Origin of the sequence: Mycobacterium asiaticum, from assembly GCF_001673635.1 — a bacterium.
Classification (GTDB): domain Bacteria; phylum Actinomycetota; class Actinomycetes; order Mycobacteriales; family Mycobacteriaceae; genus Mycobacterium; species Mycobacterium asiaticum_C.
This window is the reverse complement of record NZ_LZMH01000044.1, coordinates 16575-32288: the sequence shown is the minus strand read 5'-3', so window position 1 is coordinate 32288 and position 15714 is coordinate 16575. Positions and strand designations below refer to the sequence as shown.

Annotated in this window: 12 protein-coding genes; 5 read left to right on the top strand and 7 right to left on the bottom strand. The window is 65.4% G+C overall.

Going from position 1 to position 15714, the window contains the following annotated elements:
- The first annotated feature begins 114 nt into the window (after positions 1-114).
- The 5 genes from nadD to A5645_RS12995 are packed head-to-tail and all read left to right on the top strand — an operon-like array spanning position 115 to position 3394.
- Positions 115-777 carry a nicotinate-nucleotide adenylyltransferase gene (gene nadD / locus A5645_RS13015; RefSeq protein ID WP_081288330.1) on the top strand — a complete coding sequence of 221 codons (663 nt, stop codon included), beginning with the start codon at positions 115-117 and terminating at the stop codon, positions 775-777.
- Complete coding sequence (rsfS, locus tag A5645_RS13010; protein ID WP_065036783.1) at positions 774-1157, top strand: ribosome silencing factor; 384 nt, start codon at positions 774-776, stop codon at positions 1155-1157. Before nadD ends, rsfS begins: the two co-directional genes overlap by 4 nt.
- The gene (gene gpgP, locus A5645_RS13005) at positions 1154-1825 is read left to right on the top strand and encodes a glucosyl-3-phosphoglycerate phosphatase (protein ID WP_065036782.1); all 672 of its coding nucleotides are present in this window, start codon (positions 1154-1156) and stop codon (positions 1823-1825) included. Before rsfS ends, gpgP begins: the two co-directional genes overlap by 4 nt.
- Positions 1815-2567 carry a diglucosylglycerate octanoyltransferase gene (gene octT, locus A5645_RS13000; protein WP_065036781.1) on the top strand — a complete coding sequence of 251 codons (753 nt, stop codon included), beginning with the start codon at positions 1815-1817 and terminating at the stop codon, positions 2565-2567. The genes gpgP and octT overlap by 11 nt, the downstream gene beginning before the upstream one ends.
- On the top strand, positions 2564-3394 hold the full coding sequence (locus A5645_RS12995; protein WP_065036780.1) for a DegV family protein: 831 nt from the start codon (positions 2564-2566) through the stop codon (positions 3392-3394). The genes octT and A5645_RS12995 overlap by 4 nt, the downstream gene beginning before the upstream one ends.
- A 10-nt stretch (positions 3395-3404) precedes the next feature.
- Here the strand turns inward: A5645_RS12995 and A5645_RS29100 are convergent, their stop codons facing one another.
- From A5645_RS29100 to A5645_RS12960, 7 genes are all read right to left on the bottom strand, one after another.
- Positions 3405-4916, bottom strand: a complete 1512-nt coding sequence (locus A5645_RS29100) for a PecA family PE domain-processing aspartic protease (RefSeq protein ID WP_269199563.1) — start codon at positions 4914-4916, stop codon at positions 3405-3407.
- Between the two features lie 163 nt (positions 4917-5079).
- Positions 5080-7980, bottom strand: coding sequence for an MMPL/RND family transporter (locus A5645_RS12985; RefSeq protein WP_065129794.1), 2901 nt, complete (start codon positions 7978-7980; stop codon positions 5080-5082).
- Positions 7977-8432, bottom strand: a complete 456-nt coding sequence (locus A5645_RS12980) for an MmpS family transport accessory protein (protein ID WP_065036794.1) — start codon at positions 8430-8432, stop codon at positions 7977-7979. Before A5645_RS12980 ends, A5645_RS12985 begins: the two co-directional genes overlap by 4 nt.
- Before the next feature lie 157 nt (positions 8433-8589).
- On the bottom strand, positions 8590-9648 hold the full coding sequence (locus tag A5645_RS12975) for an NAD(P)H-dependent amine dehydrogenase family protein (RefSeq protein WP_065129793.1): 1059 nt from the start codon (positions 9646-9648) through the stop codon (positions 8590-8592).
- A 65-nt stretch (positions 9649-9713) separates the two neighbouring features.
- Positions 9714-10817 carry an acyltransferase PE gene (gene pe / locus A5645_RS12970; RefSeq protein ID WP_065036776.1) on the bottom strand — a complete coding sequence of 368 codons (1104 nt, stop codon included), beginning with the start codon at positions 10815-10817 and terminating at the stop codon, positions 9714-9716.
- Positions 10818-10860: 43 nt separating this feature from the next.
- Complete coding sequence (locus tag A5645_RS12965) at positions 10861-13842, bottom strand: MMPL/RND family transporter (protein WP_301336992.1); 2982 nt, start codon at positions 13840-13842, stop codon at positions 10861-10863.
- A 76-nt stretch (positions 13843-13918) separates the two neighbouring features.
- Positions 13919-15340 carry a condensation domain-containing protein gene (locus A5645_RS12960; RefSeq protein WP_065036775.1) on the bottom strand — a complete coding sequence of 474 codons (1422 nt, stop codon included), beginning with the start codon at positions 15338-15340 and terminating at the stop codon, positions 13919-13921.
- Positions 15341-15714: the final 374 nt, after the last annotated feature.

The window sequence follows — 15714 nt, the reverse complement described above, 5'->3', positions numbered from 1 at the left end:
TCCGTTGGGTTACCGCCGAGCATTGAGCCGCACCAGGGGCCGAATACCGCGTGACGTCCACTGCTCCCCGCGAGCTGTAATGCCTGATCGCAGCCTCCAGTAAGCTGGCAAACCATGCAAAAGCAGCGCCGGTTGGGAGTTATGGGTGGGACGTTCGATCCCATCCATTACGGCCACCTGGTCGCTGCCAGCGAGGTGGCCGACAAGTTCAAGCTCGACGAAGTCGTTTTCGTGCCCAGCGGTCAACCCTGGCAGAAGGATCGGCACGTCTCCGCCGCCGAGGACCGCTACCTGATGACGGTGATCGCCACCGCCTCCAACCCGCGCTTCTCGGTGAGTCGGGTCGACATCGACCGCGGCGGTCCCACCTACACCAAGGACACGCTGCGCGACCTGCACACCCTCAACCCGGATTCCGAGCTGTACTTCATCACCGGTGCCGACGCGCTGGCCTCCATCCTGTCCTGGCAGGGCTGGGAGGAGCTTTTCGGCCTCGCCCGCTTCATCGGTGTCAGCCGTCCGGGCTACGAGCTGCGCAACGACCACATCATCGAGGCCATCGGTGACCTGGACGAGGGCACCTTGGCCCTGTACGAAATCCCCGCGCTGGCGATCTCATCGACCGACTGCCGGCAGCGGGCGCAGGAACGTCGGCCGCTGTGGTACCTGATGCCCGACGGCGTCGTGCAGTACGTCTCCAAGCGACGTCTCTACCGGACTCCCGAGAGGAGCGAAAATCCGGCCGCCCCCAGCCTGGCCGCCGGCAACAGCACATGAGCGCAAATCAGGAAGCGATCGACATGGCCACGGTGGCCGCAACCGCCGCGGCCTCGAAATTGGCCGATGATGTTCTCGTCATCGACGTCTCTGGCCAGCTGGTCATCACCGACTGCTTCGTCATCGCCTCGGCGTCCAACGAACGGCAGGTCAACGCGATCGTCGACGAGGTCGAGGAAAAAATGCGCGAGGCGGGCTACAAGCCGGCCCGTCGCGAGGGGGCCCGCGAGGGCCGTTGGACGCTGCTCGACTACCGCGACATCGTGGTGCACATCCAGCACCAGGATGACCGCAACTTCTACGCGCTGGACCGGCTGTGGAGCGACTGCCCGATAGTGCCGGTGGACCTGGGCGACGCACCCAAGGCGGCCCCGGAATGACGGTGCGCCGGTTGGTGATGTTGCGCCACGGCCAGACCGACTACAACCTCGGCAGCCGGATGCAGGGCCAGCTCGACACGGACCTGAGCGAGCTGGGCCGCGCCCAGGCCGTCGCGGCGGCCGAGGTGCTGGGCAAACTCCAGCCGCTGCTGATCGTGTCGTCGGATCTGCGGCGGGCCTATGACACGGCGGTCAAGCTGGGGGAGCGCACCGGTATGCAGGTGCGGGTGGACGCGCGGCTGCGCGAGACGCACCTCGGTGATTGGCAGGGCATGACCCATGCCCAGATCGATGCCGAAGCGCCGGGTGCTCGACTGGCCTGGCGCGAGGATGCCACCTGGGCACCGCACGGCGGCGAGAGCAGGGTCGACGTGGCCGCCCGCAGTGTGCCGCTGGTGACCGAGCTGGTTTCCGCGGCGCCGGACTGGGGCGGACCCGGCGAGCCGGAACGGCCGATCGTGCTCGTCGCGCACGGCGGGCTGATCGCGGCGTTGTCCGCCGGCCTGTTGAGGTTGCCGGTGGACAACTGGCCGATCCTGGGCGGCCTGGGCAACGCCAGTTGGGTGCAGCTTTCCGGTCATTCCGCGCTGGGCGCGGACTTCGACGCCATCCGGTGGCGCCTGGACGTGTGGAACGCTTCGGCGCAGGTGTCCAACGATGTCCTCTGATCCCGGTCGCGAGGCACGGCCCGTACTGCTGATCTTCGCCGATTCGCTGTCCTACTACGGGCCCACCGGCGGCCTGCCCGCCGACGATCCGCGGATCTGGCCGAATATTGTTGCTTCACAATTAGATTGGGACGTCGAGCTGATCGGCCGGATCGGCTGGACCTGCCGCGACGTGTGGTGGGCGGCAACGCAGGACCCGCGGGCCTGGGCGGCGCTGCCCAAGGCCGGCGCGGTGATCTTCGCGACCAGCGGAATGGATTCCCTGCCGTCGGTCTGGCCCACCGCGCTGCGCGAGCTCATCCGCTATGTCCGGCCGCCCTGGCTGCGCCGGTGGGTACGGGACGGCTACGGTTGGCTGCAGCCGCGGCTTTCGCCGATCGCCCGGCCGGCGTTGCCGCCGCATCTGACCGCGGAATACCTCGAACAAACCCGTGCCGCAATCGATTTCAATCGGCCTGGCATCCCAATCGTGGCGTCGCTGCCGTCGGTACACATCGCCGAGACGTACGGCAAGGCGCATCAGGGCCGCGCGGGCACCGTCGCGGCGATCACCGGATGGGCTCAGGCCCACAACGTTCCGCTGGTGGATCTCAAAGCCGCTGTCGGCGAAGAGGTCATGAGCGGGCGGGGCAACCCCGACGGCATTCACTGGAACTTCGAGGCACACCAGGCGGTCGCGGAGCTGATGCTCAAGGCGCTGGCCGAAGCATTACAGACCAGCGCTGAGGAGCGGCGCGGTTGACAGTTCAGGTGGTCACCGATAGCTCCTCGCGGCTGCCGGCCGAACTAAGGGACCGGTGGCGCATTCGCGAAGTGCCCCTGCACATCTTGCTCGACGATGCCGACCTACGCGACGGCGTCGATGCCATCCCCGAGGACATCCACAAGCGTCATGCGACCACGGCGGCGGCCACCCCGGCCGACCTGAGCGCCGTTTACCAGCAGGCCCTGGCCGACAGCGACGGCGACGGTGTTGTGGCAGTGCATATTTCGTCGGGCCTGTCCGGAACCTACCGCCTGGCGGAACGCGTCGCCGTGGATTTCGGTGGTGCGGTACGGGTCGTCGATTCCAAATCGACGGCGATGGGCACCGGTTTCGCGGTGCTGACCGCCGCCGAGGCGGCGTCGGCCGGCGGCGACTTGGACGCCGTCACCAAGGCCGCGGCCGCCGCTGTCGACCGCACGCACGCGTACATGGTCGTGCAACGGCTGGACAACCTGCGGCGCAGCGGACGGATCGGCGGGGCCAAGGCCTGGCTGGGTACCGCACTCGCCCTCAAACCACTGCTGCATATCGAAGACGGCAAACTCGTTCTGGCGCAACGAATAAGAACAGCCAAGGGAGCCCTCGCTGCGCTGATCGACCAAATCTGTGCGGTGGTGGGGGAGCGCCCCGCGGCGCTGGCCGTCCACCACGTCGGTAACCACGACGGCGCACAGGAGTTGGCGGCGGAACTGTCCGAACGGCTGCCGGGCTGTGATCCCGCGATCGTAACCCCGCTGGGTCCGGTGCTGGCGGTGCATGTCGGTGCCGGAGCGCTGGCGGTGTGCCTGCAGCTAGCGGAATGACTTTAGCCGCTCAGATCTGGCGGTCGAAGATCGTCGTACCTACCGCGTCGTTGTTCCAGATGTAGATGGGCAGTTGGGAGAAGGGGTAGGACCCGGTGTTGAAGACGTAGAAGTTATTGGCCGTCGCCGATGCAACGACGAACGGCGTGTGGTTCGCGGAGACTGTCTGGGTGTAGAGCGGCACGCCGTTGATCGTGGAGACGGTGATGGTCGTTCCGGCCGGCAGGTGGTTACCGATCGCCAGGCCCGGCACCAACGATTGTGGGATGGCTCCCAGCTCCCCACCCGAATCGATGAACGCGCCTACGGTTTGCGGCAATTCGTTGTTGATCTGCACTTGGACAACGGTTCTCGGGGCACCGTCCATCTCGACGATGGGGGGCAGTGGATTGGGTCCGAACTCGAGCATGCCGCGAGGAAGGTTGATCAGCACGCCCTCGTTCATGTTGCCCGGCAAGGCAGCGGTCACTGGGCTGCTGAACGGAAAGTCGTTGTTAGGTCCCACGCCCAGATAGGCGGGCAGCAACGAAACGTCTATCGGATTGCCCGGGTTATTCAAGTATGCCGAGGTGGCGACCCCGACAGTGGTTGGTGCCGTGACGATTCCATTACCGAAATCCACGGTCGTGACATAGGTCTGGTAGTTGACGAATAGGGCACCGCCGTAACTCACACTGCCCACTCCGGTGGGCGCACCGAGGGCCGCCAAATTAACGTACTGCGGCGGCACCACCAGGCCGCTGGCGCCGGAGTCGACGGTGACGGGCGCACCCGGTCCACCACCGACCGAGATATTCAGAATCGGGCTGCCGTACTGACCGGGATGGATCAACGTTTGGTTCGGCCCCAGGGCTGTGCTGATCCCTGCGGTCCCGGGTAGTCCCAACAGGCCGCCCCGACCGCCCACACCGCCGACGCCACCGGGGCCACTGGCCCCTCCCGTACCGCCGATGCCGATCAGACCCGCGGACCCACCGGCGCCACCCGGCATGCCGCCGTAGAGATTGCGACCGCCCGCGCCGCCGTTACCCAGCAACACACCGCCCGCGCCGCCGGTGCCTCCGGCTATGCCGTAGCGAACGCTGACACCGCCGGTGCCACCGTTGCCGAATAACCAGCCACCGGACCCGCCGGGGGTTCCCACGCCCTCGGCGGTTGTGTATCCGTTGGCGCCGTCGCCGAACAGCGGGCGTCCGGTGAGCTGCAGGACGGGTTCGTTGACGAGGCGGGATGCGCCCGCAGCGAGTTGTTGCGCGACGGCGATTTCGGCGTTCGCATAGAGTTGTGCGGTCTCTAACAGTCGGAGCACAACTTGCTCGTAGGACGTAGCGAACTGCCCGGCCGCCGCCTGATACTGCCGGCCGTGCTCGGTAAAGAGCGCCGCCAGCTCGGCCGAGATTTCGTCGGCGCTGGCGGCTACCAGGCCGGTGGTGGGCACGACTGCCGCCGCGTTCGCTGAGTGCAGCGACGACCCTATGCTTTCCAAAACCGTTGTCGCCGATACGAATTGGCTAGGAGACACCAACAATTGCGACACGGCCGGCCCCTCCTTTGTCGATCCCTCACAGAGCGTACTGCGCGGCTGCCGCTCCCCGGCGGAGAATGGCGCAGCTTGGTCAGTGCGGGAGGAGGTCTACCGCGGAGCCAGGCGCGGAGCGCTCACCGTTCTTCTTTAACCAGACCCTTTAACCAGAGCCTTTAACCAGAGCATTGTCACCCCGCGGATGGACCACCTTCGGCCACCAGAACCAGCGCCCCAGCAGCGTCGCGATCGACGGCATCAACAAGGTGCGCACGATCAGCGTGTCCAGCAGCAGTCCGATGCAGACTGTGGACCCGAACTGGCCCAGCACCCGCAGGTCGCTGCCCAGCATCGACGCCATGGTGAACGCGAACACCAGGCCCGCGGCCGTCACCACCCCACCGGTACCGGCCATCGATCGGATGATCCCGGTCTTGAGGCCGGCGTGGATCTCCTCCTTGAACCGGGACACCAGCAGCAGGTTGTAGTCCGACCCGACGGCCAACAGGATGATCACCGACAGCGCCATGACGATCCAGTGGATCCGGATGCCGAACAGGTCCTGCCAAATCAGCACCGACAACCCGAACGACGCCGCGATCGAACTCGCCGCGGTGCCAACGATGACCAGCGCGGCCACCACGCTTCGAGTCAGCAACAGCATGATCATGAAGATCAGCGTCAGCGCCGAGACCACCGCGATCATCAGGTCGTATTTGGCGCCGTCGTGCATGTCCTTGAATGTCGCGGCGGTGCCGCCGAGATACACCCGGGCATCGGACAGCGACGACTGCTTCAAACCTTCCTGTGCGGCCGAACGTTCGGCGTCGACACGCGAAATGCCTTCCGGTGTCATCGGATCGCCCTGGTGGGTCACGAAGAACCGCGCCGACTTGCCGTCCGGTGACAGGAACATCCGCAGGCCCGTTTGGAAGTCGGGGTTGTCGAACGCTTCGGGCGGCAGGTAGAAGAAGTCGTCGTTCTTGGAGGCGTCGAAGCTCTGGCCCATGACAACGGCCGTATTGCTCATCGCCTCCATCTGATTGAGCATCGCCGAGAAGGTCGACTGCATCGTCAGCGTCAGTGCTTTGGTCGTCTTCATCGTCTCGATCATCGGCGGGATCAGCACCAGCATGTGGTGTGTCGCCTCCGCGGTGCGCGCGATGTCCTTGGTCAATATGTCGAATTGACCGGCGAGCTGGTCGAACCCATCCAGCGAGTCGAACAGCGAACGCAGTGACCAGCAGATGGGGATGTCGAAACAGTGCTTCTCCCAATAGAAGTAGCTGCGTATCGGGCGCCAGAAGTCGTCGAAATCGGCGATGTGGTCCCGCAGTCTATTGGTGATGTCCGCGGTTTCGGCCGTGGTCCGAGCGCTGTCGTCGGCGGCTTCGGAAAGCTCCGTGGTGACCTTGTACATCTGCTGCATGGTCTCGATCATGAACTGCATCTGGTCGGCCATCTTGGTGATGTCATTCATCCGGTCCCGCAGGAACGACAGGTTCTGCATCGTCGTCTGGCTCTGCATGCTGTTCTGAAAAGGTATGGAACTGTGCTGGATCGGGATGCCAAGCGGTCGGGTGATGTCCTGGACCATCGCGATGCCGACGGTACGCATCACGTTCTTGGCAACCCGGTCCAGCACCAGCATGTCCGCCGGATTTCGCATGTCATGGTCGGACTCGATCATCAACATGTCGGGGTTCATCCGGGCCTGGGAGAAATGCCGGTCGGCGGCGGCCTGGCCGATATTGGACGGCGCGGAGGTGGGCAGGTAGTACCGGTCGTTGTAGCTGGTCTTGAAGCCCGGCAGTGCCACCATGCCGATCAGCACGATCGCGCCGCTGACCGCCAGAATCGGTGCGGGCCAACGCACCACCGCGGTACCGACCCGCCGCCACATTCGACCCTGCCGGGCGGCCCGCTTGGATTCGAACAGGTGCATCTTGCTGCCCACGAACACCACCGCGGGACCCAGCGTGACACCGGCCAGGACGACGACCAGCATCCCGATCGCCACCGGGGCACCCATCGTGTTGAACCACGGCAACCGGGAGAAACTCAGGCAGTAGGTCGCACCGGCAATCGTCAGACCCGACCCCATCACCACCGGGGCCACACCGCGAAATGTCGTGTAATAAGCGGTTTCCCGATCCTCACCGGCGCGCAGCGCCTCCTGATAGCGCCCGACGAGGAAGATCCCGTAGTCGGTTCCGGCGGCTATCGCCAACATGGTCAGGATGTTGGCGGCGAAGGTGGTCAGGCCGAACACGTTGTGATAACCCAGAACCGCGACGAATCCGCGGGATGCCGCCAGCGCGACGAACGTCATGAACAGCTGGACCAGCGTGGTGACGATGGACCGGTAGACCAGTAACAGCATGATCGCGATCGCGCCCAGCGTGAACAGGGTGATCTTGGCCAGGCTGGCGTTGCCGATGATGTGCATGTCGTCGCTGAGTGCGGCCGGCCCCGTCACATAGGCCTTCACCCCGGGCGGCGGTGGGGTGCGCTCCAGCACCTCCCGAACCGCGTCGACCGATTCGTTCGCCAGCGTCGTGCCCTGGTCGCCGGCCAGGTTGAGCATCACATAGGCGCCCTTGGCGTCGGCGCTCTGCGCGCCCGCCGCGGTCAACCGGTCACCCCAGAAATCCTGGATGTGCTGGATGTGCTTGTGATCCCGCTGCAGCTGGTGAATCAGGCTGTCGTAGAACCGATGAGCCGCGTCGCCCAGCGGCTGCTGGCCCTCCAGCACGATCATCACCGTGCTGTCGGAGTCGAATTCCTTGAAATTGTGGCCGAGTCGCATCATCGCGACCATCGAGGGCGCGTCCGGCGGGGTCATCGGAGCCGAATGCTCTTCGCTGACCTTCTCCAGCGTCGGAACAATGACATTGACCAGAACGGTCAGCGCCACCCAGGCCACGATGATGGGCACCGCGAAGATCCGGATGGTGTGCGGAATGACCGGGCGGTGCGGTCGCGGCTCCTTCGGGGCGGGCTCCACTTCGATCGGCGCGGTGTCGTCGGCCCCGACGCGCGTCGTGCTGTCGAGGTCGCTCATGCCGACTTCACCAGGCAGAAGGTCTGCGGATTGACCCCGTCGGACTTCTGCTCCTCGCGGACCACGCCGTCGACGGTGATGCGGCAACCGATCCGGCTGCCATCGCTTTGGGCCATGATGTTCGCGCTCACCGAGGGCAACGTCGTGGAGAGGGTGAACGACCAGGGCAGCGCGGCCGCGTTGACCTGATGCGTGTTGGCGTCGGCGTCCCAATAGTTGATGTTGGCCGTGGCCCCAGGCGTACCGAAGATTTCATAGAGCACAACTTTCGGGTTGAACTGCACGATCTCTATTCCTGCGCCGGCATTGGCGTTGAGGTCCTCCGAGCCGAAGATCCGGTGCAGGCGCGAGACGACCAGCGCCGAAACGGCCAGGACGACCACCAGTACCAGCGGGATCCACACCTTCTTCAGCGTCCGGCCAACGGAACCCGAAAGTGAACCAGTCCTCATCAACACCGCCTTCCGCCAGCCGATCCTGGGGTTGCAACACCACTTTGGGCAGCAGGCTTCCCCGACCCGAAAGAAATATTTGCTCGGCTAAGTATCGTAAACCCGTAGTGGACGCGCGCGTTCCTCGGGTGCGCCCCTATGTGCCGAACGACACAGGCTAGCGCGCGACCCGTCCCGTCACCGGCGGCAGGTCTGCAAGCGTCACAATGCCCGGTTTCGCGGCCACCACCGCCGGCACCGCATTGGTGACCGGAAGCGCGGTGTAGATCATGCCCAGCCCCATGAAGCCGGGCTCCGTCCAGTCCTTGGGCGGCAGGCAGTGCAGCACCGTGCGCATGTTGGGTAGCCCGAACACCTGGATGACGTGGCCATGCTCGAGGGGCTTGGGTGGAGTCACATGATCGCCCATGATCCAGTTGAAGCCGACGCTGACGACGTTGCGGTCGCCGTCCCACCCGCGGTGGTAACCATGGACGCCGGCGACGGTTCCCGCCGGAATCTCCATGAAACCCAGGTCGGTGTCGCCGGTGGCGGCCGTGAAGGTGACATCGAACGTCATCCGGTCCAGATGTGCCCCGATCGCGTCGGCCATCATCGCGGCCGATTCGGCGAACACCTCACTTTCGCGGCGCACACTCTCGGCCAGGCCGGGCGTGTCGGGATCCTGCGAGAATCCCATCGCTCGCTGAGTTCCGGCCGATTCATACGTCGAGCAGTCCACCGATTCGGTGATGCGGATCTCATCGACCCGCTCGCAGGACCCGCTGAGCACCATGCCGACCATGTTCGTCATGCCCGGATGCGCACCGCTGCCAAAGATTGTCGAGCCGCCCTGCCGGCAGGCCGCCTCGATGCGCTCGCGGTCGTGGGGCGTCTGCTTGCCACCGGTGATCCACGCCGCGCTGGTGCACACGTTGACTCCGGACTCCAGCAGCCGCACGAGCTCATCGATGTTGGGCCACAACGGGTTATAGCAACACGCGTCGGCACCCAGCGCGATCAGCGCATCGATGTCGTTGGTGGCGCGCACACCGGTCGGTTCGGGCCAGCCTGCGAGCGCGGCAGCGTCGACCCCGACCTTGTCCGGCCCGTGCGCGAAGACCCCGACGAGCTCCATGTCCGGCCGGCCGATGATCGCGTGCAACGAGCGTCGCCCGATGTTCCCGGTCGTCCACTGGATGACGCGTAGCGGCCGGTCTGTGCGTGCTGTGCTCATCAGGCTCCTTTGCGCCGGGTCTGCGCCACGTGGCTGGGAGCCATTATCTCCGGGCGCGGTTGCCGCTAGTGAGCGCCCCGGTTGAGCACGGACATCGCGCCGGACAGAATCTGCGACAACGGATCTGCGCCGCCGCCGAAGGTGGCCTGGGTAGCAGGCGCAGTGACGGCCGCCGGGTCATAGCCGTTCACCGGATCGACCTGGATAGGTGCGGTCAGCGGATCGTCGTTGCGCGAATATCCCTCGTTGACCATGGGCAGCAGCACCGCGTCGAGCTCGTTGAGCGTCTCTTCCGGCACACCCGCGTACTGGAACGGCAGCACCAACGGAAGATGCCGCTCCGGGATCAGATACGTCGTCGTCGTTGCGCCCCGCGAGTTCACCGTCGTCCGGATGTTCTGTGGCGGCACCATGCTCGGGTTGGTGAAGGCCACCGCGGTGTGCCCGGTCATCAACCCCACCAGCGTGTTGGCCAGTGCCATCAGATTGTCCGGCCGGTCCGGGAAGTCGGCGATCGAGTCGTAGGCGGAGATGAACATCTTGGTGTTGTACTGGCTCTCCACCGGAGGCGGCACCGGGTAGTCGAGGGCGGGCACGACGCTGCCGACCGGGAACATGGCGGTCAGGAAGCTCTCACCGAACGCGTGACGAGCGACCGGATCGCCAAAGGTGGCGAAACTCAACTGATCTGGTGGGGGAGCGTTGGGGTCGGTGGCGAGCCGGGCCTGCAGTTCGTCGAGGACGAGCGCTCCTTCGGACAAGCCGATCGCCGTGCCGGGGCCGCCCCGCCGGATCGCCGCGTCCAGGTTGTCCGCGCCGACGACGACCGATTCGCCGACGCTGGGCCCGTCCGCGCCCAGCCCCGGAAACATCTCGTCCAACTGGCCGATGCCCGGAAAGAGCCGTCCCAGCACATGGCCCTGCACCTGGCCGGCGGGATAGTCGATGATCTGGCGGCGCAGGCCGGGAAACCAGTCGGCGCCCTCGCGGCGGATGTACTCGTCGTAGGGGATACCCAGCACGTGGGCGCCGCCCAGCGCGTAGGCCGTCCCGCCGGGTTGCGGCGCCTCATCCGTCGGCGTTTCGTCGGCCGTCGCCCGCCCGACTCCCAAACAGCTTGTGGCACCGACGGTTACCAGCGCGGTGAGTCCTGCGAGTAGTTTCTTCATCCCTACTTCTCTTCCCGTAGTGGGCTCCCGTACGAGGCGACCATCATGCGCCCGCGCTGGTTCGGCCCGGTGACACTCGTGATGGCCACCAACTCGCCTTGCCGACCAGCGTAGCGATCGCGGGCACCGTGATGGTGCGTACCAGGAAGGTGTCCAGCAGAATCCCGACGCCGATCACGAAACCGCCCTGGATCACGGTGCCGATGGTGGAGAACAACAGGCCCCACATCGAGGCGGCGAAGATCAACCCGGCCGCCGTGATCACTCCGCCGGTGGAGCTCAGGGTGCGGATGATGCCGTAGCGCATGCTGTTCGGCGATTCGTCACGCATCCGCGAGATGAGCAGCATGTTGTAGTCCGCACCGACCGCCACCAGCACCACGAAGGCCAACGGCGGAATGCTCCAATGCAATTGCTGGCCGAGCAGGTACTGGAACACCAGCACCCCGATACCCACCGCCGACAAATACGAGATCACCACCGACCCGACCAGATACAGCGGTGCGACGATCGCGCGCAGCAGCGCGATCAGCGTCAGCAGCACGACGATCAGCGTGACCGCGATGATGAACCTGATGTCGTGTTCGTAGTAGTCGCGGGTATCACGCAGCGTGACCGGATACCCCGCCATCGAGATCGAGGCATCGGCCAGCGCGGTGTTCGGCTGCGCGCTGCGAGCGGCGGCGGTGATCGCGTTGACCTGATCCATGGCTTCGGCGCTGAACGGGTTGAGCTTCGTCTGCACCAAGTACCGCACCGAATGGCCGTCCGGGGAAATGAACAGCTTGGCGGCTTTCCTGAACTCCTCCATGCGCAGCAGTTGAGGCGGAATGTTGAAGCCGGCCATCGAAGGTTCCGCCGCGTCGTCCTTCATCGCGAGCAGGAACGCCGACGCTTCACCGAGCCCGGTACCCATCTGCCTGATCTGATCGACGAGTTGGTCCACACCGTCGGCCACCTGCCGGCTGCCGCCGGCGACGCGCTCCGCGCCCTGCTGCAGGCGGTTCAAGCCGCCCTCCAGTCCGCCGGCCTGGTCGAATCCCATGGCATGCAGCGCCTTGGTGAAGTTGGCGAGTGCGCCGCGCAACCGGTCCGCTGTCGCGGCCAGGGTCTGCTTATCGCCGAACCCTTGCAGCTGGTTGGCCAGATCGTTGATCTGGTCGAGGCTTCCGTTGTTGCGGGCGTTCACCAGCCGCTCGAACTGGGCGCGGGTGGCGGCGCACGAGGCGTCGACGTCACAGATCACGTTGCCCTGCAGTGCGATCAAGACTGGACCGACCCAGCCGAACATGTCCCGGACCGCCGTGAAGTTCAGGCCCATCTCATGGCCGAGCGCGTTGATGCTGTTGACCAGCTTTGCCGCGGTCGTGACCTCTTTGACCAACCGATCGCCGCCGTACTGGCCCCGCATCGAGGTGAAGACCTCGACCAGGCCCTGCATCGCGGAGACCATCTGGTTGACCTGCCCGCGCACATCGCCCAGGTTCTCGGCCAGCGTGTTGGCTCCCCTGCTCAGCCGGTTGAGGTCGTTGTCGTGCTCGTTGATCAGGGCGGCGCCGGCGCCCAACCGGGCGCCGATGGCCCCGGCCTGATACGTGGCTCTGAACTCCTCGGGTACGGCTCCGGTGGGCCGGGTGATCCCGGTGACCGCGGCAATGTTGGGCAGCTGACTGACTCGCTCGGCCATCTGCTCCAGGTCGGCCAGGGCTCGCGGTGTGCGCAGGTCATGCGGCGACTGGACCAGGATGTATTCCGGGATCGACTGGTTCACGGGGAAGTGTCGCTCCAGCGCCGCATACCCGATCGAACTCGGCGCCGACGCGGGCACACCCTTGCGGTCGTCGTAGTTGAACCGAACCAAGCCGGCGCAGCCGGCCAGAATGGCCAGCACCAGCAGGCTCGCGACGAGGTGGGTTTTGGGCCGGCGCACGATCCGGATTCCCGAACGCCGCCAGAACCGGGACGTGAGTTCGCGCCGTGGCTTGACCCACCCACGAGGACCGGCCACCACCAGGATGGCGGGCAACAACGTCATCGCGGCAAGGAACGCCACCCCGACGCCGATCGCCGACGACAGGCCGACCGATGAGAACACCCCCATCTGGGAGAAACTGATCCCGAGAAACGTGATGCCCACCGTGGCTGCCGATGCGGCGATCACTTTTCCGATCGACATCATCGCCCGCCGCACCGCCCGATCGAAGTCTTCGCCTTCCCGCAGATAGTCGTGATAGCGACTGATCAGAAAGACGGCGTAGTCCGTCCCGGCGCCGGCGATGATGGCGCTCAAGAACACGATGGACTGGTTTGAGACGCCGATCCCGGTGACCTCCGACATGGCCGCCACCACGGACTGGGCGATGACCATCGATATGCCGATCGCCAACAATGGCAGCAGCATGGTGACCGGATTTCGATAGACCAGAAGCAGGACCAGGAGCACCAGCACCGCGATCGCGACCTCGATCGGGACCCGATCCCTGTTGCCCGCGGCGGTGAGGTCGGCGACCGTGGCCGCGGGCCCGGTCAGGTGGGCCGTCAGCTGTGACCCGGCGACGGAGTGTTTGACGATGTCGGCGACCCGCTGGAAAGCGGCATAGGACTTCGGTGTGCCCAACTCACCCGCCAGACCGACCGGCAGCACCCAGGTGGTGCGGTCCTTGCTGGTCAACGTCGAGCGTAGGGGCGGTGTGTCGATGAAATCCTGCAACATCAACACGTCGCGCTTGTCCTCGCGCAAGGCGCTGACCAGCTTGCGGTAGGCGGTTTCGTCCGCAGGCTTCAGTCCGCTGTCATTGGTCAGGACCACCAGCAGCAGGTCGTCTGCCCCCGATTCGTGAAACGCCTCGGTCATCTTCCGGGCCGTGACGCTCGAGGGCGCATCGCTCGGCAGGATGTCGAGCGGGTGTTTCTGGGCCATCTGGTTCAGGGATGGGAACGCCAACGGCAGGGCGACCGCGACCGCCACCCACAGGCCGATCACCAACCAGGGCCACCGCACCACTGCATCGGCTAGCCGTCGCAAACTGCTCCTACCCCCGGTCGCGCCCTGCCGGAAACCGCGAGCCTCGGCAAGGCGGTGACCATCGAACTACTCCACATTACGCAACGCGCCCCCAGTGCCCGGTGTCCGCGACCCGCCCGCAGACCTCCTTCATCGCGGCCATATAACGGGTGATCGAAGAGCGGGCCACCGGATTGTCCGGATACATCACCGCCATCACCGTGCCCTCGCCGTACCGGAAGATGTAGATCGTCAGCTGATACGAGTATCTGCCGTCGGAGTGAATACCGATATTGTCCGCATAGCCCATGTCCGCGGCGGCAAGCACGGCATTCAGCGGAGCCGCGTCGCCGTGCAGGAAGTTCGTCACCGGGAAGTTCGGTCGAGGCCACCTCAGCCACGGCGCCAATTCCAGCGCGCGGTAGTAAGGCACCCTGGCCATGTCCAGACCCGAATCGAACGACGCCTGCGCTGTCCAAGCGGCTTCGGCGAAGGATGTCGCGGCAATCGGGATGGTGATCGGCACCAGGCCGGTGAACCAGCCCTGAGTCATGAAGTTGTCCGAGCCGGTCCGGGAGTCCCTGGGGGTGAGGCCGTAGTAGGTCGGGGCTCCGGTGAATTCGTGCTCGACCAGTGCGATGCACGCGAACAGGCCGCCCACGAAGCGGGCCCCGGCCGCGCCGCACGCCGATTCGAATCGTAACGTCTGCTCCGGGTTCATCAGGGGCTCGGTGATCATGGCGCTGCGCCCCGGCTCCATCGGATTGCCAAGCGGCAGAGGGAAATCCGGGAGGCTGGCGGAGTTGTTCTCGGCGAAGTCGATCCACGTCTGTATCTGCGGGGAATCCAGGGTCAACGTCGAGGTGTATTCCCGCTCCCTGGTGCAGAAGTCGTCATAGCTGCCCGCTTCCGGCAGCGCCAGGGCCTGCCCGCTCGATGTCAAAGTCGTGTACATGCCGTGCGACTCGAGCATGGTGATGCCGATCAGCGTCGCGTCCCCGTGGACGTGATCGATACACGCGTAGAAGGTGAAGTGCTCCTCGCTCTGGATGATCCCGAACGTGAAGCAGCCCCACTCGAAAGCGTCCGGAGTCGCCACGACATGGTCGTGGATTTCTTCGACACTCATCTTGCCGTGGTCGACCGGCGCGAATTCGACGTCGTCGGGATCGCTGATCGTATGCCGGACAATCTCGCCGTCCGGGGTGTAGTCGAACCAGCTGCGGTATGTGTCGTGACGGCGCAAGTAGGCGTTGAGCGCCTTGTCCATGACGCCGAGATCGCAATGTCCAGGCACCTCACACGACGCGATGATTTGTCGCGAGTAATCGAGCCCCGCTTTCGCTCGCTCGTGACAACCGCGCAGATGCTGACCCTGCATATAGCTGACCGGCACCGAGCTGACCGGCGCCAGACGCGCCTTCGCCCGGGCCTCGGGGGTCGGGTGCCAGGTGGTCACCACCCCGGGGCGCACCGTCCAATCGTTGATCGAACCGATCGTGATCTTGCCGATACGCAATTAATTCTCCTCGATCCGGACCGCCGCCTTCGGGCCCGCCGGTAGCGACATCAAGATAACCCTTGGTCGATGCTCGCCGGTGACGTCCGAGGTCATGACGGTGCCCCCCGGCGGCCGCCGGCGGCGGTTACTGTGATGTAGCGGGGGTTGCTGACGCAGGAACGGATGCACGTCGTAGATATGACCTAGCAAAGTTTTCCGGATGATGGCACCTCGGAGCCCCTGTACTTGCAATACTTGCCGTCTACGGTGATCTGCCGCCCAGCCAGGCCGGGCAGGTAGAGCAAAGACGGCTCGGGACCTGGTTCGGAGCTGCCCCGGCCCCGGCGTGGAAAATCCAGGCCCGAGACAATCGAACCTGCGCTTTCCAGGCA